This is a genomic window from Burkholderia sp. BKH01, from assembly GCF_025685725.1.
GTDB lineage: Bacteria > Pseudomonadota > Gammaproteobacteria > Burkholderiales > Burkholderiaceae > Burkholderia > Burkholderia pyrrocinia_C.
Window position 1 is genome coordinate 336,575 of the sequence record NZ_JAOTQT010000002.1, and the last position, 17,972, is coordinate 354,546.

Consider the following 17,972-nt stretch of genomic DNA (forward strand, 5'->3'; position numbering starts at 1 on the left):
CGATGCGCGATGCGGATGAATGCATCGCGCATCGCTGAACCGCTGAACCGCTGAACCGCTGAACCGCTGAACCGCTGAACCGCTCAACCGTCCAGCCGTCCAGCCGTCCAACCGTTCACGGGTTCGTCAGCGTGAAGGTCGGCTTCCGGTAGCCGATGCCCGCGCGGTCGAGCTTCGGCAATTCGCGTTGCGTGAGCAGCGTCGCGAAACCGGCCCAGTCGCGCTGCAGCGCGGCCGTGTCGACGTGATGCGTATCGCCGCGCTTGAAGCGCACGCCTGCCGCGTACGGCAGCTCCCAGTCGGCCCGGTGCCACGCGCGCTCGGCGAGCGCGAGCAGCCGCGGATAGGCCATGTATTCGAGGAAGGTGTCGTTGCGCATCACCTCGCCCCATGCCTGCCCCTGCATGCCTTCGAGGCGCGGCGCGGGGCCCGTGCCCGTTACCTCGAACGCGTTGCCGGCACGGTCGCCCATCACCTCGGCGTTCTGCGGCAGGTTTTCCGGCGCGAGCGAGAACACCTTGTACTCGTCCGTCGCGTGCGAGCCCCAGTAGTAGCCGCGCTCGCGCGGGTTGAGCGTGTACGGGAAGTCGAAGTACAGGTAGTCGGGCAGCGCCAGCACCGTCAGGTAGCCCCTGCCGCTCAGGTCGCGCGCGCTGTCCGACGCACCCCAGAAGATCGTGTCCCACAGCGACACCATCACGTGGCGCGTGCCGAAGTCCTGCGGCCCGTTCGCATGCTTGATGCCGTCCTGCCACGCGGCCATCGTGTCGATCCCGTTCGCGTTGACCGCCGTGCTCACCTGTTGCGCGAAACGCGTCGGCAGCTCGTCGATCGACTTGATCTCGCCGCGCTGGAGCAGCGCCGTGCACGCGGGCGAACGCGCCCACGGCTTGTCCTGCGCGGCGAGATCGATGCGGCCCTTGTTCGGGTCGGTGCCGTTCAGCGGCTGGAAGCCCGCGCCGAGCAGGATGTTCTTCGCCTCGTCGCCGCCGTAGTGCCAGATGTGCAGCGGCGCCTGCGCGTCCGCATGCATTGCCGCGATCTCGCGGATCACCTTCGACGCGAAATTGAGCGCGCCCGGCACGCACGGGTTCAGGTCGCTGCGCCGGTCGTAGAACTGCACCGTCAACAGGTTCGACGTGTCCTGCGGATCGAGCAGCCGGTACGCGTTCGCTTCCTGCTCGCGGCCGGCCGCATGCAGCCGGCGGTAGCGCGCTTCCATCGTCACGACGGCTGCGCGCGCATGCGCGGGCATGTCGATCTCCGGGATGATCTCGACGAAATGCGCGGCCGCGTAGCGCACGAGCGCCACGTAGTCGTCGCGCGTCAGGTAGCCGCCGCCCGAGCGGTTGTCGGGGCCGGAGCCGAGCTGCGGCAGCAGGCAGCGCGTCTCGCTCGGGTCGTGGCAGCGGCGCGAGCCGATCTCGGTCAGCTCGGGCAGGCCGGGAATCTCGATGCGCCAGCCTTCGTCGTCGGACAGATGCAGGTGCAGGCGGTTGAGCTTGTACGCGCTCATCTGGTCGATCAGGCGGCGCAGCGTCGCCGGGTGCTTGAAGTTGCGCGCGAGATCGACGTGCATGCCGCGATGCGTGAAGCGCGGCGCATCCTCGACGAGCATCGCCGGGATCGGGCCGCCGCCTGCCGGCGCGAGCGAGAAGAGCGTCTGTACGCCGTAGTAGAGGCCCGCGCGATCGTAGGCTTCGATGAACACGCCGCGCGGCCCGATCGCGAGCCGGTAGCCGCCCGGCGTCGCGATGTCGGCCGGCAGCCGGCGCGGCGCGACCGCGCCCCACACCGGCACGCGCGCGCCGTCGAGCCCGAGGGTCGCCGCGCGCTCGCGCAGCGCCGCGACCTGCGCGTCCGGCAGGCCAGGCAGCGCGAACTCGACGCCGCGCAGGTCGAGCGTGCCGGGCAGCGGCTGCTCGCGCTTCACGCTCGGCAGCGCTCGGGTCGCGTCGGGCCGTGCGGCCACGGGCGGCGCATTGCCGGTCGAGTTGTTCTGCGCGTCGGCCGGCAGCGATTCGACGTAGCGCAGTTCGTCGTCGGTGTCGTTGTAGCGCAGCACGGCGGGCGGCGCGCCGTCGACCACGACGTACGGGCGCGGGATCACGTCGCTGTAGCGCAGCAACCAGTATTCGGCGACGAACGGCAGCTCGATGCGCTCGCCCGGCGCAAGCCGCACCGAGCCCGGCTGCGGCGTCAGTTCGTACAGGTCGCCCGTGAGCCGCCGCAGCGCGAAGCCCGGACGATCGATCCGCAGCAGGCGGCGGATGCTGTGCAGGTAGAGCTTCCAGCCGCCGTCGGCGATCGCCTGGTGGCCGCGGTTCTGCAGGATCAGGCGACCCGTCGCGCAGGCTGCGCCGTCGGCGCCGAGATCGGCGCACGGCACGCCGGCCGCGGCCGCGTGGTTGTTGTCGACGGCGACGCGCAATGCGAGGCCGTTCGACAGCAGCGCCGCGAGATTGGCCGCTTGCGCGGTGGGCTGCGCGGTGCCGGCGGTCGCGGTCGATGGAGGCTGGGCGGAAATTGCGGCCGGCGACAGCGCCGCGATCAGCACGCCGGCAACGAGGGATGGCAAGGTGTGCTTCATTCGAACTCCTGAGAAAAAGGGGGGCGTAGCGGCGTCGTGAGGTGACGATCGCTGCGATCGGGCTTTCAATGGAGCTGCTGGAGATACCTGCGCGCGGGGCGATGCGGCCGCACCGCGCGCTTTCGGCACGCGGGGGCGTGCATTACGGAACGGGAGGCGGGCAGGCGTGCCGATCGGACCGGCGGGGCGGCGTACGCGCGCTCATCGGCGGCGCGCGGCAACGGCCGCAATGGCGAAGCGGTCGCAGTCGGCTACGTTCGTCCGGCCGCGCACGATGGCGACAACAGGTGCCGCCGAACGGCAATCGGCCACCGCCCGGCAACACGGCGCGCAGGTGCGCGCCATACACGGGATTCGCATGTCTCCCCCACCCAGAAGGATTCGGCCTGTCGGCGGCCGTGTCCAAAGATCTTATGAAACCTTTTATTGGTATTCAAGTGGTATCAATCTGGCGCTAAATTGGCATCGGTGTGCGAGGCCGGTCCGGACGGCCGGGACGAAAAAAAACCTCGCGCGAAGCGAGGTTCTTTCCGGACGGCGGCGGTGCGATCCGCCGCGCGCGTCACGCGTCAGTCGCGGCGCACGCGCGCGGGCGCTTCCTGCGTCTTCTGCCGCGCTTCGAGCCACATTGCATTGACGATGCCGAACGACAGCGCGACGCCGATACCGAGAATCCAGCTGAAATACCACATGATCCGACTCCTTGCGAAACGGTAGGCGGGGGCGCCTGCGCGCCCCGGCCCGGTTCAATACATCGAGTGATTGTTCTCTTCGAGCGTCTGGTGCGTGACCTTGCCGCGCATCACGCGATACACCCAGCCCGTGTAGATCAGGACGATCGGCAGGAACACGATCACCGCGAACAGCATCACCTGCAGCGTCTTGTGGCTCGACGTCGAATCCCACACGGTCAGGCTGCTGCGCGGGTCGAGCGACGACGGCATGATGAACGGGAACATCGAGAAGCCCGCGGTCAGGATCACGCCGACGATCATCAGGCCCGTGCAGAAGAACGCCGTCTTCTCCTGCTTCGAGCCGGCGAGCAGCAGCGCGAGCAGGCCGCCCGCGATCCCGACGACCGGCGCCGCGATCATCCATGGAAACTCGCCGTAGTTCGCGAGCCACAGGCCCGAGCCGGCGGCGACGTCCTTGAGCAGCGGGTTCGCGACCGTGTCGGTCGGCGCGGCGTTCGTGATGTGGAAGCCGCCGATGGTCGATGCGATCAGCACGCCGGCCAGCACGAACAGCACGACCGCGAGGAACGACGCCACACGAAGCGCGATCGATGCGCGGCGCGCGATCACGCCGTCGGTCTTCATCTTGATGAACGCGGCGCCGTGCGCGACGAGTATCGTGAGGCTGACGAGCCCGCACAGCAGCGCGAACGGGTTCAGCAGCGCCCAGAAGCTGCCGTAGTAGGTCACGCGCAGGTCGCTGTCGAACTTGAACGGCACGCCCTGCAGCAGGTTGCCGAACGCGACGCCGAACACGAGCGCCGGCACGAAGCCGCCGGCGAACAGGCCCCAGTCCCAGCCGGCGCGCCAGCGCGGGTCCGGCCGCTTGCTGCGGTAGTCGAAGCCCACCGGCCGGAAGAACAGCGCGAACAGCACGAGCAGCATCGCGAAGTAGAAGCCTGAGAACGACGCGGCATAAACGAGCGGCCAGGCGGCGAACATCGCGCCGCCGGCGGTGATCAGCCACACCTGGTTGCCTTCCCACGTCGCGCCGACCGTGTTGACGATGATGCGGCGCTCCTCGTCGGTCTTGCCGAGGAACGGCAGCAGCGCGGTCGCGCCCATGTCGAAGCCGTCGGTGACGGCGAAGCCGATCAGCAGCACGCCGACGAGCAGCCACCAGATCAGCTTGAGAGTTGCATAGTCCATAGCGATTCCTTGTTCCGTTTCGGGTGCGTGCTCAGGCCGGGGCGCGCTCGCTGGCGGCCGCGAGTTCGTGGTGATAGCGGCCGGTATGCAGCGACGACGGGCCGAGGCGCGCGTACTTGAACATCAGCTTGATCTCGATGACGAACAGCGCGGTGTAGAACAGGATGAAGCCCGCGAGGCTCAGGTACAGGTCGGTCGGCGTCAGGCTCGACGCGGACAGGTGCGTCGGCAGCACGCCCGCGATCGTCCACGGCTGGCGGCCGAGTTCGGCGACGATCCAGCCGAATTCGATCGCGATCCACGGCAGCGGGATCGCCCACACCGCGTAGCGCAGGAACCAGCGGCGGTTGTCCTGCAGCAGTTCGCGGCGCGCGCAGAACCAGAACGCGGCAACGAACGTCGCGACGAACAGGAAGCCGAGGGCCACCATGATCCGGAACGAGAAGAACACGGGCGCGACCGGCGGGATCGTCTTCTTCGCGGCGGCCTTGATCTGCTCGGGCGTCGCGTCGGTCACGTTCGGCGTGAACTGCTTGAGCATCAGCCCGTAGCCGAGATACTGCTTGTGCTGGTCGAACAGTTCGCGCGTCGCGGCGCTCGTGTCGCCCTGCTTGATCTTCTGCAGCGCGCCGTACGCGATCATCCCGCTCTGGATGTGCTCCTCGCTGCGCTTCGCGAGATCGCGCAGGCCGATCACCGGTTCGTCGATCGAGCGCGTCGCGATCAGGCCGAGCGCATACGGGATCTTGATCGCGTAGTCGGTACGCTGCTCTTCCTGGTTCGGAATGCCGATCAGCGTGAACGATGCGGGTGCCGGCTGCGTTTCCCATTCGGATTCGATGGCCGCGAGCTTCATCTTCTGCACTTCACCGGTCGTATAACCCGATTCGTCGCCGAGCACGATCACGCAGAGCGTCGCCGCGAGGCCGAAGCCGGCCGCGACCGCGAACGAGCGCAGCGCGAAGTCGATGTCGCGCTTCTTCAGCAGGTACCACGACGACACGCCGAGCACGAACATCGCGGCCGACACGTAGCCGGCCGACACCGTGTGCACGAACTTCACCTGCGCGACCGGGTTGAACAGCACGTCGAACAGGTTCGTCATTTCCATCCGCATCGTCTGGTAGTTGAACTCGGCGCCGACCGGGTTGTTCATCCAGCCGTTCGCGACGAGGATCCACAGCGCGGACAGGTTCGAGCCCAGTGCGACAAGGAACGTGACCATCAGGTGCTTGACCTTCGACAGGCGGTTCCAGCCGAAGAAGAACAGGCCGACGAATGTCGATTCGAGGAAGAACGCCATCAACCCTTCGACCGCGAGCGGCACGCCGAAGATGTCGCCGACATAGTGCGAGTAGTACGACCAGTTCGTGCCGAACTGGAATTCGAGCGTGATGCCGGTCGTCACGCCCATCGCGAAGTTGATCCCGAACAGCTTGCCCCAGAACTGGGTCATGTCCTTGTAGACCTGTTTGCCGGTCATCACGTAGACGGCTTCCATGATGACGAGCAGCCAGGACAGGCCCAGCGTCAGCGGCACGAACAGGAAGTGGTAGAGCGCCGTGATGCCGAACTGCAGGCGTGATAGATCGACGACTTCACTACTTATCATGGTGGTCTCCCTCGGTAGGTGCAGGCGCCGGTACCGAGAGCAGCCTCTCGGCGACGGCGGCAGGCGGAAGCGACATGTGCTCGGCCTGCGGATGATTGAAGAATGCGTATTTGAGCGACATCAGGAGGATCAGCTTGACGATCAGCACCAGCGTGATGTCGCGGGCGAGGGTCGGCCCGCGAGCCCACGCGGCGATGCGCGCGCGCCAGCCGATCATGCCGGCCGGCCGCGGGGGAGGTGGCGGCGCAGGCTCTTTATTGATCGAGATCAAGGCGATTATCCTGAATCGATTGAGGTCGGATTGGGGGCGACTTTACGTCGGATTTATGACGGCCGTGAAGCTGTTTTAATCCTTTTGCGCCTGACATGCCAATTTTAAGATGACGGCTTTGCGATGCCGAGTGCTGCGCTGCGGCAGACCGTCGCTAACTACGGGCTGAAACTTGAGGCAGATCAAGGTTATGCGGAAGGGGCCCGAAAACGGCCTATTACCTGATGAATCAGGTCAATTAATCGGCGAAGAAACGAGCGGTAAAGCGGGTGAAAAGCAGCGGAAAAATCGGGGAAAAGCAGACGAAAAAAAACCGCTGCCGGTCGGGCAGCGGTTTTTGATGAAGCGCTCTGAATCGCCGGATTTATGCGTATTCGGCGAGTGCGGTGCGCATCTTTTTCATTGCGCTCGCTTCGATCTGGCGGATGCGTTCCGCGGACACGCCGAACTCGGCGGCGAGATCGTGCAGCGTCGAGCCGCCCGAGCCGTCGTCGTCGACGTGCAGCCAGCGCGCCTCGATGATGCGGCGGCTGCGTGCGTCGAGCGCGTCGAGCGCTTGCGCGATGCCGTCCGTCTGCAGCGTGTCGCGCTGACGCGCGGCGAGCACGGCGGTCGGCTCGTTGTGCGAGTCGGCCAGGTAGGCGATCGGCGCGTACGACTCCTCGCCGTCTTCCACCTGCCCTTCGAGCGCGATGTCGCCGCCCGACAGGCGCGTTTCCATCTCGGCCACGTCTTCGCGCTTGACGTTGAGTTCCTGCGCGAGGCCGTCGATTTCCTCGGGCGTCATCGCCTGCATGCTCTTCTTGTGGCTGCGCAGGTTGAAGAACAGCTTGCGCTGCGCCTTCGTCGTCGCGACCTTCACCATGCGCCAGTTGCGCAGGATGTACTCGTGGATCTCGGCCTTGATCCAGTGGATCGCATACGACACGAGACGCACGTTCTGCGCCGGATCGAAGCGCTTCACGGCCTTCATCAGGCCGATGTTGCCTTCCTGGATCAGGTCGCCGTGCGGCAGGCCGTAGCCGAGATAGTTGCGCGCGATCGACACGACGAGACGCAGGTGCGACAGCACGAGGCGGCGCGCCGAATCGAGGTTGTTGTCTTCGCGGAATTCGGTTGCGTACTGGCGTTCCTCTTCGGCCGTCAGCAGCGGAATGCGATTGACGGCCTGGATATACGAATCGATGTTGCCAAGCTGGCCCGGCAACATCGATTGAGCTGCGAGCGCCAGCGAGCCTGCCGATTCGGCCTTGGCCGGCGTCGGGCTCAGGGTATTCGGAAGGGTCAGGGCGTTGCTCACTAAAAAACTCCTTTGGAATCAGGGACAAACCCTGGGTCTCGGATGAGATTCCGGGGCCAATCTTAGCACTCCCGCAAACCGAGTGCTAATTCCTTAGAGCGGGCGTGGGCATCTGAGTTCCCGATTTTTCTATCGAGATAGTCGAGTCGATAGTCTAATCTGCGACCAAGGCGGCGGATCGAAGTTCCGTAAACCGTTGTTTCTGATGAGAATCGGTAGACGGTTTCGATTTTTGTCGTTTTGGAAGGAAGCCATTTCGCTTCGTGATGCCGATCCGAAAAGTCCTTTACCATACCATTCAGTTCGCTCGGGCCAGGCCGTCGCGGCAGGCCCCATTCAACCCACAAAGTTGGAGTGTCAGATGAACAATAAGAAGAATCGCCGGCCCCGCAGCCGGCTTGCGCTGCATGCGATGCTGGCGGCGTCACTGCTGGGTGGATCGGGTGCGGCGTTCGCGGATCGATGGGGGATCCAGGCGGGCGGCGGGTTTTCGGATCGTCACGCGATCGACAAGGCCGATCTTGGCGTGGTGTGGGATCCGGGCTGGAACTGGTGGGAAATCGGCGGCTGGCACTTCGCGTTCGTGATGGAAGGCCACGTCGGCTACTGGCACACGGGCGGCAATGTCCACGGCAACCTCGGCGAGTTCGGCGCGACGCCGATGTTCCGCTTCATCAAGAGCGCGGGCCAGGTGCGCCCGTTCGTCGAGGCCGGCGCCGGCATCCGGTTCCTCACTTCCCCGACGATCTCCAACAATCTTTCGCTCGCGACGTCGTTCCAGTTCGTGGATGTCGTCGGCGTCGGCGCACAGTTCGGAGAACGGCAACAGTATCAGGTCGGTTACCGTTTTCAACATGTGTCTAACGCGGGTATCAAAGAGCCGAATCCTGGTATAAATTTCCACCAGTTCTACGTGCAATACAACTTCTGATCCGCATGCCTGCGCTCGGCGCACGGCGTGCGCGTTGCCGAGGAGTCAGGCGATGGCGAAGGTGGTCGATGCGATCCGCGCGCTCGAGCGCGATCGGTTCCGGGCGATGGTGGACGGGGACGGCGAGGCGCTCGACGCGCTGCTGTCGGACAAGGTGTTCTTCGTGCACACCAACGGCAAGCGTGAAACCAAGCAGCAGTTCATCGACGCCATCGTCGCCGGCCGCCGCCGCTATCGTCAGATCGAAATCCAGTCGCAGGACGTGCTGCCTGTTGGCGGCGAAACCTGCGTCGTCACCGGGCGCGCGTTGATCGAGATGGAAACGAACAACGGCGGCCTGGTGTTCCCGATCGCCTACACGTCCGTCCACACCGAGGAGCAGGGCCGCTGGTGCCTGCTCGCGTGGCAGGCGACGCGGTGCGCGACCGAGACATGAGCGCGTGTGGCGCTCCTTTTCATGTCCCCACCGAAGCGGCCTCCTGGGCCGCTTTTTGCTGGCCCGTGCGGCGCGGATCGCGCGGCGCACGGGCGGTCACGCCCTGCTCGCTGACTGTCGAACCCTGAGCGTCAGGCCGCCGCGCGGCGGTCCGTGCAATGCCATGCCGAGCGGTTGATTGCGCTGACGATTGCATCGAGCGCAGCGCTCGCCGCATCGGCGTGCAGGCCGACGCCGTGCCGCAGCGGCGCATCGCCGACCCGGCAGCCGACCGATACCGCGTTCCGGCCGTCCGTCGTTCGCGCGTGTTCGCAGGATGCGATGTCGATCGCGGCGCCGGCGGCCGCCGCGAATGCCGCGGCCAAACGTCGCACGGCATCCTCGGGCGTCGCGTCGGGCGCCGGCGCCGCTGCCGCGATCTCGCGGTTCTGCCAGCGCGCAGCGCTGCCATGCCGCGCGGCCGGGCCGTCGGTCTCGAAGAATTCGCGGGCGAACAGCGCGCAGATCGCGTCGCCCGTCACTTCCTCGCCGGATGCGTCGGCGAGCGTCTGCACCGCGTGGCTGAATTCGATCTGCACGCGGCGCGGCGGCGTGAAGCCCATTCCGCGTTCGAGCAGGAACGTCGCGCCGCCCTTGCCGGACTGGCTGTTCACGCGGATCACCGCGTCGTAGCTGCGGCCGAGGTCGGCCGGGTCGATCGGCAGGTACGGCACTTCCCAGACTGCGTCGGGGCGCTGCTGCGCGAAGCCCTTGCGGATCGCGTCCTGGTGCGAGCCCGAGAACGCGGTGAACACGAGGTCGCCCGCGTACGGATGGCGCGGATGCACGGGAATCTGGTTGCAGCGTTCGACGACGCGGCGCACCGCGTCGATGTCGGAGAAGTCGAGGCCCGGATCGATGCCCTGCGTGTAGAGGTTCAGCGCGAGCGTGACGAGATCGACGTTGCCGGTGCGTTCGCCGTTGCCGAACAGGCAGCCCTCGATGCGGTCGGCGCCCGCGAGCAGCGCGAGTTCGGCCGCCGCGACCGCGGTGCCGCGATCGTTGTGCGGATGCACGGACAGCACGATGCTGTCGCGATACGCGAGGTTGCGGTCCATCCATTCGATCTGGTCGGCGAACACGTTCGGGCTCGCGGCTTCGACGGTGGCCGGCAGGTTGACGATCATCTTGTGGTCGCGGGTCGGCCGCCAGGTTTGCGCGACCGCGTCGCAGATCTCGCGCGCGAACGTCAGCTCGGTCATGCTGAAGGTTTCCGGCGAGTACTGGAAGGTCCAGTGCGTGTCGGGGCGCGCGGCGGCGTGCTCCTTGATGACGCGCGTGCCGTCGACCGCGAGCGCCTTCACGTCGCTCTTCGACATCCCGAACACGATGCGGCGGAACGACGGGCAGACCGCGTTGTACAGGTGCACGATCGCGCGCGGCACGCCTTCGAGCGCGTCGAACGTGCGTGCGATCAGGTCTTCGCGCGACTGCACGAGCACCTCGATCGTCACGTCGTCGGGAATCCGCTTGTCGTCGATCAGCTTGCGGACGAAATCGAAGTCGGTTTGCGACGCCGACGGAAAACCGACTTCGATCTCCTTGAAACCGATCGCGACCAGCATCTCGAAGAACTCGAGCTTCTGCTCGATGCTCATCGGCTCGATCAGCGACTGGTTGCCGTCGCGCAGGTCGGTGCTCATCCAGACGGGCGCGCGCTCGATGGTGCGGGTCGGCCAGCGGCGGCCATTGATGCGGACGGGCTCGAACGGACGGTACTTGTCTTGCGGATTGCGCTTCATCTTCTGGACCTCGGGTCTCAAGTCGCGAGCGAAGACGGGCGGCAGGGGCGACGGTTGGCGCTGCCTCGCACCGCGGCGCGTGATCGCGCTGCGGATGCGAATGATCTTCGCGAATCGACCGACGGATAGACGGACGAATGCTGACGACTTCGGGTTGTAAAAACTGCGAGAGGGGTACTGCGAGGAACTGCTGGGAGGGACCGTGCGGACAGCACACGGCGCTACGACAGCCTTAGGCTAGTCGTAGCGATAGCGGCCGCGCTAGGCGGCCGGAGGTAATTCGGAGGGTGTTCGGAAAGGAACGCATGACGGCAACTCTATGCCAGGATGCGGGCGCGTGTCAAATCGTCGGGGCGCGGGGTCGGGTCGTTGCCGTGCCGTCAGCGCGTGGTGCGGGCGATCTGCACGATCGTTCCGACCTGCCGCGCGACCGTGTCGGGCACCGGCACCTCGCCGCGCAACACGGCGTCCGTCCACGCGGCCGTCGTCGCCGCATCGCGCGATTCGGGCAGTGCGACGGGCGGCGTATCGGTCGACGAACGTTCGGCCTCGATCAGCGTGTCGCACACGCCGTCGTGCAGCCAGTCGACCTGCACCTGGCGCCGCGTATCGGCGACGGCTTCGCCTTCGGTGCCGCGCGCGAGCAGCGCGCCGCCGAGCGCGGCGTCCGGATGGTCGCGGAACAGTTGCGCGAGGCTGTCGCGGTAAGGCGGGTGCGTGTAGTTGACGAGCCGCAGGCCGGCCGGCGCGAACGGCTGCAGGATCTTCACGAGCGTATGCGTCGAGTTGCGCACGCCGAGCACGCGGCGCATCGACAGCAGGTGCGCGATGCGCGGCGCCAGCGCTTCGATCGGCGCGAACGCGACGCGGCGTTCGGCGAGCGTGTCCTCGATCGCATCGTGCGACGTCGACGGCGCGAGCGACAGCGCCGAGAAGATCTCCGCGCTCGTCACGCGGCCCGGGTCGCGCTCGACACCGTGCACGAGCACCGGCACGCCTTCGCGAGCGAGCAGCAGCGCGAGCAGCGGCACGAGGTTCGGCTGCTTGCGCGCGCCGTTGTAGCTCGGGATCGACACGGGGCGGAACGCGGCGTCCTGCACGTGCACGGGCTCGAACGACGCCTGCGCGGCGGCGAGCATCGCGGCCAGCTCGTCGGACGTTTCGCCCTTCAGCCGATAGGCGATCAGGATCGCGCCGAGTTCGACGTCCGACACGCGCGCGTCGAGCATCGCGCGATAGAGTTCGAACGTGTCCTCGGCGGACAGCGCGCGCGCGCCGTGCGGGCCGCGGCCGATCTCCTTGATGAAGCGGGCGCAAGGGAACGGAGCGGCGGCGGGATCGTGGGAAGCGGTCATCGGTGCGTGGGGCGGGCGGCCGGCATCGGGCCGCGCGGTGAGCGGTGAGGAATGCCCCGAGTATCGCATGGGCGCGGCCGGCGCAAGCGCGGCCGCGCATCGCGTCGCGCTACACTCTGGTTACCGGCGGCGGGCGCGCCGGCTGCGCTGCGCCTGTGCCGTTGCCGGCCGAATACGACTACGAGAGACATGTCATGAAGCTCTACAGCTATTTCCGCAGTTCCGCGTCGTACCGCGTGCGGATCGCCCTGAACCTGAAGCAGTTGCCGTTCGACTATGTCCCCGTGCACATGCTGCGCAACGGCGGCGAGCAACTGAAGGACGAGTACCGCGCGCTGAATCCGGATGCGGTCGTGCCGACGCTGATCGACGGCGACGCGACGCTGCAGCAGTCGCTCGCGATCATCGAATATCTCGAAGAAACCCATCCCGAGCCCGCGCTGCTGCCGAAGCAGCCGGTCGACCGCGCGTATGTGCGCGCGGTCGCGCTGCAGATCGCGTGTGAAATCCATCCGCTCAACAACCTGCGCGTGCTGAAGTACCTGAAGCACATGTTGCAGGTGCCGGAAGAGGCGAAAAACGCGTGGTACCGGCACTGGATCGAGGCGGGCTTCGAAACGCTCGAGACGCGCCTCGCGAACGATCCGCGCACCGGCAAGCTGTGCTTCGGCGACACGCCGACGCTCGCCGACGTATGTCTCGTGCCGCAGGTGTTCAACGCGAACCGCTTCTCGGTCGACACGGCGCGCTATCCGACGATCCAGCGGATCGTCGACCATGCATCGACGCTCGACGCATTCAAGGCAGCCGAGCCCGGCGCGCAGCCGGACGCAGAATGAGCGTGGCGTGCCCCGGTTGTCGGGCACGCATGAGCATGAAAAAGGGCGCCCGAAGGCGCCCTGTGCGATCCGTGCCGGCGGTGTTCAGCCGAGCAGCGCGTCCGCGAATTCCACGGCGCTGAACGGCTGCAGGTCCTCGACCTTCTCGCCGACGCCGATGAAGTAGACGGGCACCGGGCGTTGCCGCGCGATCGCGGCGAGAATCCCGCCCTTCGCGGTGCCGTCGAGCTTCGTGACGATGAGGCCCGTGAGGCCGAGCGCGTCGTCGAATGCCTTCACCTGCGTGAGCGCGTTCTGGCCGGTGTTCGCGTCGATCACCAGCAGCACTTCGTGCGGCGAGCCGTCGTGCGCCTTCGAGATCACGCGCTTCACCTTCTTCAGCTCTTCCATCAGGTGGAGCTGCGTCGGCAAGCGGCCGGCCGTGTCGGCCATCATCACGTCGATCTTGCGCGCGCGCGCGGCGCTGACCGCGTCGAAGATCACCGCGGCCGGATCACCGCTTTCCTGCTGCACGACCGTCACGTTGTTGCGCTCGCCCCAGACCGCCAGCTGTTCGCGCGCGGCCGCGCGGAACGTGTCGCCCGCGGCCAGCAGCACCGACTGGTCGAAGCTTTGCAGATGCTTCGCGAGCTTGCCGATGCTGGTCGTCTTGCCCGCGCCGTTCACGCCGGTGATCATCATCACGAGCGGCTGCGCGCGGCCGAGCATCAGCGATTTCTCGAGCGGCTTCAGCAGCTCGACGAGCAGGTCGTGCAGCGCACCCTTCACCTGCTGCGGGTCGGTCAGCCGGCCGGTGCGTACCTTTTCGCGCAGTGCGTCGAGCAGGTACTCGGTCGCGTCGACGCCCGCGTCGGACATCAGCAGCGCGGTTTCGAGCTCCTCGTACAGATCCTCGTCGATCTTCGTGTTGACGAATACGCCGGTGATGCTGTTGCCCGTTTTCGCGAGCCCCGTTTTCAGGCGCGCAAGCCACGATTTCTTCGCGGATGCGTCCTGCAGCGGCGGCGGGACGATCTCGACCGTCTCGACGACTTCGTCGCGACCGTCGTTGGTCGGCGTGACCGTCATCACGACGGCCGGCGCGGCCGGTTGCACGGGCGCCTGCGGCACTTCGGCCGCGGGCGGAGCCTCGAGCGCGGGCGCATCGGACGGCTCGTCCGTTTGCTGCGCGTCGGCCGATTGCGATTCCGCGGGATCGGGCTCCTGCGTTTTCTTGAATCGTTTGAAGAAGCTGAACATGGTCTGACGTCGGGAAGAGGGCGGGCCGCCGCCAGAGGCGGGGCGCCGGAGGGGCCGTTCTGCGTTCGCGCGGGCGCGGCGCTCGGCGGCCGAAACCGTGCATTTTATCAGTGCGGCGTGGCGCTCGCGTCAGTGTGCGCCGCCGCTGTGGTAACGTGCGCCTGTTTGGCGGTGCGCCCTGGCGCGCGCCCGGTCCCTCCGTTGCCTATATTCCGTATGTCCCGTTCCTCTCCCGGCCGCCCGGCGGCCCCTCCTGGCCGCGGCAAGCCGCACACGATCCGCATCATCGGCGGCGACTGGAAACGCACCCCGCTCGCGGTGCTCGATCTCGACGGCCTGCGGCCGACGCCCGATCGCGTGCGCGAGACGCTGTTCAACTGGCTCGGCCAGGATCTCGAAGGCCGGCGCTGCCTCGATCTGTTCGCGGGCACCGGCGCGCTCGGCTTCGAGGCCGCGTCGCGCGGCGCGGCGAGCGTCGTGATGGTCGAGCGCCATCCGCGCGCCGCGCAGCAACTGCGTGCGATCAAGGACAAGCTCGGCGCCCGCGCGGTCGAGGTCGCCGAGGCCGATGCGCTGCGGCTCGCGGCCGGGCTCACGCCGGGCGCGTTCGATGTCGTGTTTCTCGATCCGCCGTTCGGCGAACCGGCCGCGCTCGAGCGTGCGATCGCGCTGTCGGCGCCGCTCGTCGCGGCGGACGGTGCGCTGTACGTCGAGACGGGGGCGGAACTCGATCCGGCCGCGCATGACGCGCTCGCGGGCTGGCAGGTCGTGAAGCACGGCAAGGCGGGTGCGGTTCACTATCATTTGCTGCGGCGCGAAAATGATGAATAATGCGCGTTCCATACGAGGCGGCGCACCGCTAAGGCGACGCATGCCCATCTCGGCAGTGGCGTGCGCATCGCACGGCTGCCATCCCGTTTGCGTGATGACAGGAGGAGCGACATGGTAGTCGCCGTGTATCCCGGTACGTTCGATCCGCTGACGCGCGGGCACGAAGACCTCGTGCGGCGTGCGTCGAGCATTTTTGATACGCTGGTGGTCGGCGTCGCCGACAGCCGCGCGAAAAAGCCGTTCTTCTCGCTCGAAGAACGTCTGACGATTGCGAACGAGGTGCTCGGCCATTATCCGAATGTGAAGGTGATGAGTTTCACCGGTCTCCTGAAGGACTTTGTCCGTACCAACAACGCACGCGTGATCGTGCGTGGCCTGCGTGCCGTGTCCGATTTCGAATATGAGTTCCAGATGGCGGGAATGAACCGCTATTTGCTGCCCGACGTCGAGACGATGTTCATGACGCCGTCCGATCAGTACCAGTTCATCTCGGGAACGATCGTGCGCGAAATCGCGCAGTTGGGCGGCGATGTCAGCAAGTTCGTGTTCCCGTCCGTCGAGAAGTGGCTGACCGAGAAAGTTGCTGCGATGGGAGGCCCTGCCGCGTGACGCGGCGCCGGCCGGTTTCGGTGCGAAGCCGGCCGCCGGCCTGAAGAAGTGAGATCAGTATGGCTTTGATGATTACCGACGAGTGCATCAATTGCGACGTGTGCGAGCCCGAGTGCCCGAACGGCGCGATTTCGATGGGCCCGGACATCTACGTGATCGACCCGAACAAGTGCACCGAGTGCGTCGGCCATTTCGACGAACCGCAGTGCCAGCAGGTGTGTCCGGTCGAATGCATTCCGCGCGATCCGCAGCATGACGAATCGCACGCGCAATTGATGGAGAAGTACCACGCGTTGATCGCCGGGAAAGGCGACGACGCGTCGTGACCCTGCGGTGACGCGGCGCGCTTTGACCTATCGGCGCACGCGTCACGCTTCCCGAGCGACGCCGTCCGGCGCCGGTTCTTCCTTAGGCAAGCATCTCGCGCAGCGCCGCGACGAGCGCATCGCATTCGGCGTCGGTGCCGACGGTGATGCGCAGATGCTGGTCGATCCGCGGCAGCCGGAAGTGCCGCACGAAAATTTCCCGTTCCTTCAGCTTTGCCGCGATCGTGCCCGCATCGTGCGCGGGATGGCGCGCGAACACGAAATTCGCGGCCGACGGCACGATGTCGAAGCCGAGCGCGTCGAGTGCATGCGTGAGCCGCGTCCGGCTGTCGATCACGCGCCGGCAGGTTGCGTCGAAATGGTCGGTGTCCTCGTACGCGGCCTGCGCGGCGACCTGCGCGAGCCGGTCGAGCGGATAGGAGTTGAAGCTGTCCTTCACGCGGTTCAGTGCGTCGATCAGCGCCGCATCGCCGAACGCGAAGCCGACGCGCATGCCCGCGAGCGAGCGCGCCTTCGACGTCGTGTGCACGACGAGCAGGTTCGGATGGCGGTCGATCAGCGTAATCGCCGACTGCGCACCGAAATCGACATAGGCCTCGTCGATCACGACGACCGATGACGGATTCGCGGCCGCGATCCGCTCGACGTCCGCGAGCGGCAGCGCGCGCCCGGTCGGTGCATTCGGGTTCGGAAACAGCACGCCGCCGGCGTCGTCGAGATAGTCGTCGACGCGGATCGAGAAATCGTCAGCGAGCGGCACGACCGTGGTCTGCACACCGTACAGGCGCGCATACGTCGGATAGAAGCTGTACGTGATGTCGGGAAACCGCAGCGGCCGGTCGTGCTTAAGCAGCGCCTGGAACGTGTGCGCGAGCACCTCGTCGGAGCCGTTGCCGACGAACACCTGTTCGGGTTTGATGCGGTGATGGGCCGCGACCGTTTCGCGCAGCGCGCGCGCGACCGGATCCGGATAGCGGCGCAGCGTGTCTCCGGTCTCGCCGAGTTCGCGTGCGATCGCCGCGACGACGCGCGGCGATGGCGGATAGGGATTCTCGTTGGTGTTCAGCTTGACGGGGTGCGCGAGCGCGGGCTGTTCGCCCGGCACGTAAGGCACGAGTTGCTGAACGACGTCGCTCCAGTAACGGCTCACCGCTTGGCTCCTGTCGGGCAAAACGACCAGATTACCGCATGTGCGCGTCACGGTGGGAAAGGCGTGCCGCCCGGTGAGGCCGGACGGCACGATGCACCGGGCCGGTGCGATGCGCGATCAGTTGCGATGCAGCTGCATCGTCGCGCGGTCGAGTTCGCCCTTGACGACCATCGGCATCACGGCGAGCGCGCGTTCGATCGACGCATCGATCACGTCCTGTTCCTCGCGGCGCGGCGGCTTCAGCACGAAGTTCGCGACGTCGGGCTTCGCGCCGGCGCGCGCGCTTTCCGGAATCAGGTCGCGCGGATGACCGATGCCGATCCGCAGCCGCCAGTATTGCTGCGTCGACAGGTGCGCGGAGATGTCCTTGAGGCCGTTGTGGCCGCCGCTGCCGCCGCCGAGCTTCAGCTTCACGGTGCCGGGCGGCAGGTCGAGCTCGTCGTGCGCGACGAGGATCTGGTCGGGCAGGATCTTGAAGAATTGCGCGAGCGCGACGACCGACTGGCCGGAGCGGTTCATGTAGGTCTGCGGCTCGAGCAGGTGCACTTCCTCGCCATGCAGGCGCGCTTTCGCATAGAAGCCGTGGAAGCGACGCTCGTCGCGCAGCGTCGTGCCTGCTTCGCGGGCGAGCTGGTCGATCAGCCAGAAGCCGGCGTTGTGGCGCGTCGCGGTGTATTCCGCCCCGGGATTGCCGAGGCCGACGATCAGTTTGATCATGACGTTTCGAAGGCGGCGGCTGCCGCCTGGGCGCAGAAAAAGAAAAACCCGCCGGGCAAGCCGCGGCGGGTTGCGTCGACCGTTTCGTGAAACGGATCGATC

The 17,972-nt window shown here is 66.6% G+C and carries 17 protein-coding genes; 6 read left to right on the top strand and 11 right to left on the bottom strand.

Annotated elements, in window-relative coordinates:
- Positions 1–115: 115 nt before the first annotated feature.
- The 6 genes from OEJ37_RS04450 to rpoH form a co-directional block, all read right to left on the bottom strand.
- The gene (locus OEJ37_RS04450) at positions 116–2,590 is read right to left on the bottom strand and encodes a family 20 glycosylhydrolase (protein WP_263343305.1); all 2,475 of its coding nucleotides are present in this window, start codon (positions 2,588–2,590) and stop codon (positions 116–118) included.
- A gap of 569 nt (positions 2,591–3,159) precedes the next feature.
- The gene (gene cydX / locus OEJ37_RS04455; RefSeq protein ID WP_034179083.1) at positions 3,160–3,282 is read right to left on the bottom strand and encodes a cytochrome bd-I oxidase subunit CydX; all 123 of its coding nucleotides are present in this window, start codon (positions 3,280–3,282) and stop codon (positions 3,160–3,162) included.
- Between the two features lie 54 nt (positions 3,283–3,336).
- A complete protein-coding gene (cydB, locus tag OEJ37_RS04460) occupies positions 3,337–4,473 on the bottom strand; it encodes a cytochrome d ubiquinol oxidase subunit II (protein ID WP_263343306.1) in 1,137 nt (378 codons plus the stop codon).
- A gap of 31 nt (positions 4,474–4,504) precedes the next feature.
- Complete coding sequence (locus tag OEJ37_RS04465) at positions 4,505–6,085, bottom strand: cytochrome ubiquinol oxidase subunit I (protein WP_175963638.1); 1,581 nt, start codon at positions 6,083–6,085, stop codon at positions 4,505–4,507.
- Complete coding sequence (gene cydP, locus OEJ37_RS04470; RefSeq protein WP_174421259.1) at positions 6,075–6,362, bottom strand: cytochrome oxidase putative small subunit CydP; 288 nt, start codon at positions 6,360–6,362, stop codon at positions 6,075–6,077. Before cydP ends, OEJ37_RS04465 begins: the two co-directional genes overlap by 11 nt.
- A gap of 358 nt (positions 6,363–6,720) precedes the next feature.
- Entirely contained in the window at positions 6,721–7,656 is a 936-nt protein-coding gene (gene rpoH, locus OEJ37_RS04475; RefSeq protein WP_174421255.1) for an RNA polymerase sigma factor RpoH, read from the bottom strand.
- A 361-nt stretch (positions 7,657–8,017) separates the two neighbouring features.
- On the opposite strand from rpoH, the gene OEJ37_RS04480 reads away from it, so the two are divergent.
- Together OEJ37_RS04480 and OEJ37_RS04485 are read left to right on the top strand one after the other, a co-directional pair.
- Complete coding sequence (locus OEJ37_RS04480) at positions 8,018–8,587, top strand: acyloxyacyl hydrolase (RefSeq protein WP_152862552.1); 570 nt, start codon at positions 8,018–8,020, stop codon at positions 8,585–8,587.
- A 52-nt stretch (positions 8,588–8,639) separates the two neighbouring features.
- The gene (locus tag OEJ37_RS04485; RefSeq protein ID WP_034179077.1) at positions 8,640–9,023 is read left to right on the top strand and encodes a nuclear transport factor 2 family protein; all 384 of its coding nucleotides are present in this window, start codon (positions 8,640–8,642) and stop codon (positions 9,021–9,023) included.
- Between the two features lie 131 nt (positions 9,024–9,154).
- On the opposite strand, the gene leuA is transcribed toward OEJ37_RS04485, so the two are convergent.
- A complete protein-coding gene (gene leuA / locus OEJ37_RS04490) occupies positions 9,155–10,804 on the bottom strand; it encodes a 2-isopropylmalate synthase (RefSeq protein WP_175919430.1) in 1,650 nt (549 codons plus the stop codon).
- A 380-nt stretch (positions 10,805–11,184) separates the two neighbouring features.
- Positions 11,185–12,159 (bottom strand): DNA-binding protein YbiB, encoded by a 975-nt coding sequence (gene ybiB / locus OEJ37_RS04495; protein WP_174421252.1) that lies wholly within the window; start codon positions 12,157–12,159, stop codon positions 11,185–11,187.
- Between the two features lie 194 nt (positions 12,160–12,353).
- Between ybiB and maiA the strand changes: the two genes are divergently transcribed.
- Positions 12,354–12,998: a maleylacetoacetate isomerase gene (maiA, locus tag OEJ37_RS04500; protein ID WP_263343309.1), complete on the top strand. Its 645-nt coding sequence runs from the start codon at positions 12,354–12,356 to the stop codon at positions 12,996–12,998.
- 84 nt (positions 12,999–13,082) lie between these two features.
- On the opposite strand, the gene ftsY is transcribed toward maiA, so the two are convergent.
- The gene (ftsY, locus tag OEJ37_RS04505) at positions 13,083–14,237 is read right to left on the bottom strand and encodes a signal recognition particle-docking protein FtsY (RefSeq protein ID WP_174421250.1); all 1,155 of its coding nucleotides are present in this window, start codon (positions 14,235–14,237) and stop codon (positions 13,083–13,085) included.
- Positions 14,238–14,453: 216 nt separating this feature from the next.
- Between ftsY and rsmD the strand changes: the two genes are divergently transcribed.
- The 3 genes from rsmD (at position 14,454) to OEJ37_RS04520 (ending at position 16,003) form a co-directional block, all read left to right on the top strand.
- Positions 14,454–15,068, top strand: coding sequence for a 16S rRNA (guanine(966)-N(2))-methyltransferase RsmD (gene rsmD, locus OEJ37_RS04510; RefSeq protein ID WP_152862540.1), 615 nt, complete (start codon positions 14,454–14,456; stop codon positions 15,066–15,068).
- 111 nt (positions 15,069–15,179) lie between these two features.
- A complete protein-coding gene (coaD, locus tag OEJ37_RS04515) occupies positions 15,180–15,677 on the top strand; it encodes a pantetheine-phosphate adenylyltransferase (protein ID WP_031403077.1) in 498 nt (165 codons plus the stop codon).
- Positions 15,678–15,736: 59 nt separating this feature from the next.
- The gene (locus OEJ37_RS04520; protein WP_034179073.1) at positions 15,737–16,003 is read left to right on the top strand and encodes a YfhL family 4Fe-4S dicluster ferredoxin; all 267 of its coding nucleotides are present in this window, start codon (positions 15,737–15,739) and stop codon (positions 16,001–16,003) included.
- An 82-nt stretch (positions 16,004–16,085) separates the two neighbouring features.
- On the opposite strand, the gene hisC is transcribed toward OEJ37_RS04520, so the two are convergent.
- Both hisC and pth read right to left on the bottom strand, forming a co-directional pair.
- On the bottom strand, positions 16,086–17,153 hold the full coding sequence (gene hisC, locus OEJ37_RS04525; protein ID WP_175919428.1) for a histidinol-phosphate transaminase: 1,068 nt from the start codon (positions 17,151–17,153) through the stop codon (positions 16,086–16,088).
- 117 nt (positions 17,154–17,270) lie between these two features.
- A complete protein-coding gene (pth, locus tag OEJ37_RS04530) occupies positions 17,271–17,870 on the bottom strand; it encodes an aminoacyl-tRNA hydrolase (RefSeq protein WP_174421248.1) in 600 nt (199 codons plus the stop codon).
- Positions 17,871–17,972: the final 102 nt, after the last annotated feature.

Bases quoted from the DNA above. Each gene is read 5' to 3' on its own strand.
- OEJ37_RS04450 (WP_263343305.1), bottom strand. From the start codon at position 2,590: ATGAAGCACACCTTGCCATCCCTCGTTGCCGGCGTGCTGATCGCGGCG.
- cydX (WP_034179083.1), bottom strand. From the start codon at position 3,282: ATGTGGTATTTCAGCTGGATTCTCGGTATCGGCGTCGCGCTGTCGTTC.
- cydB (WP_263343306.1), bottom strand. From the start codon at position 4,473: ATGGACTATGCAACTCTCAAGCTGATCTGGTGGCTGCTCGTCGGCGTG.
- OEJ37_RS04465 (WP_175963638.1), bottom strand. From the start codon at position 6,085: ATGATAAGTAGTGAAGTCGTCGATCTATCACGCCTGCAGTTCGGCATC.
- OEJ37_RS04480 (WP_152862552.1), top strand. From the start codon at position 8,018: ATGAACAATAAGAAGAATCGCCGGCCCCGCAGCCGGCTTGCGCTGCAT.
- OEJ37_RS04485 (WP_034179077.1), top strand. From the start codon at position 8,640: ATGGCGAAGGTGGTCGATGCGATCCGCGCGCTCGAGCGCGATCGGTTC.
- leuA (WP_175919430.1), bottom strand. From the start codon at position 10,804: ATGAAGCGCAATCCGCAAGACAAGTACCGTCCGTTCGAGCCCGTCCGC.
- ybiB (WP_174421252.1), bottom strand. From the start codon at position 12,159: ATGACCGCTTCCCACGATCCCGCCGCCGCTCCGTTCCCTTGCGCCCGC.
- maiA (WP_263343309.1), top strand. From the start codon at position 12,354: ATGAAGCTCTACAGCTATTTCCGCAGTTCCGCGTCGTACCGCGTGCGG.
- ftsY (WP_174421250.1), bottom strand. From the start codon at position 14,237: ATGTTCAGCTTCTTCAAACGATTCAAGAAAACGCAGGAGCCCGATCCC.
- rsmD (WP_152862540.1), top strand. From the start codon at position 14,454: ATGTCCCGTTCCTCTCCCGGCCGCCCGGCGGCCCCTCCTGGCCGCGGC.
- coaD (WP_031403077.1), top strand. From the start codon at position 15,180: ATGGTAGTCGCCGTGTATCCCGGTACGTTCGATCCGCTGACGCGCGGG.
- OEJ37_RS04520 (WP_034179073.1), top strand. From the start codon at position 15,737: ATGGCTTTGATGATTACCGACGAGTGCATCAATTGCGACGTGTGCGAG.
- pth (WP_174421248.1), bottom strand. From the start codon at position 17,870: ATGATCAAACTGATCGTCGGCCTCGGCAATCCCGGGGCGGAATACACC.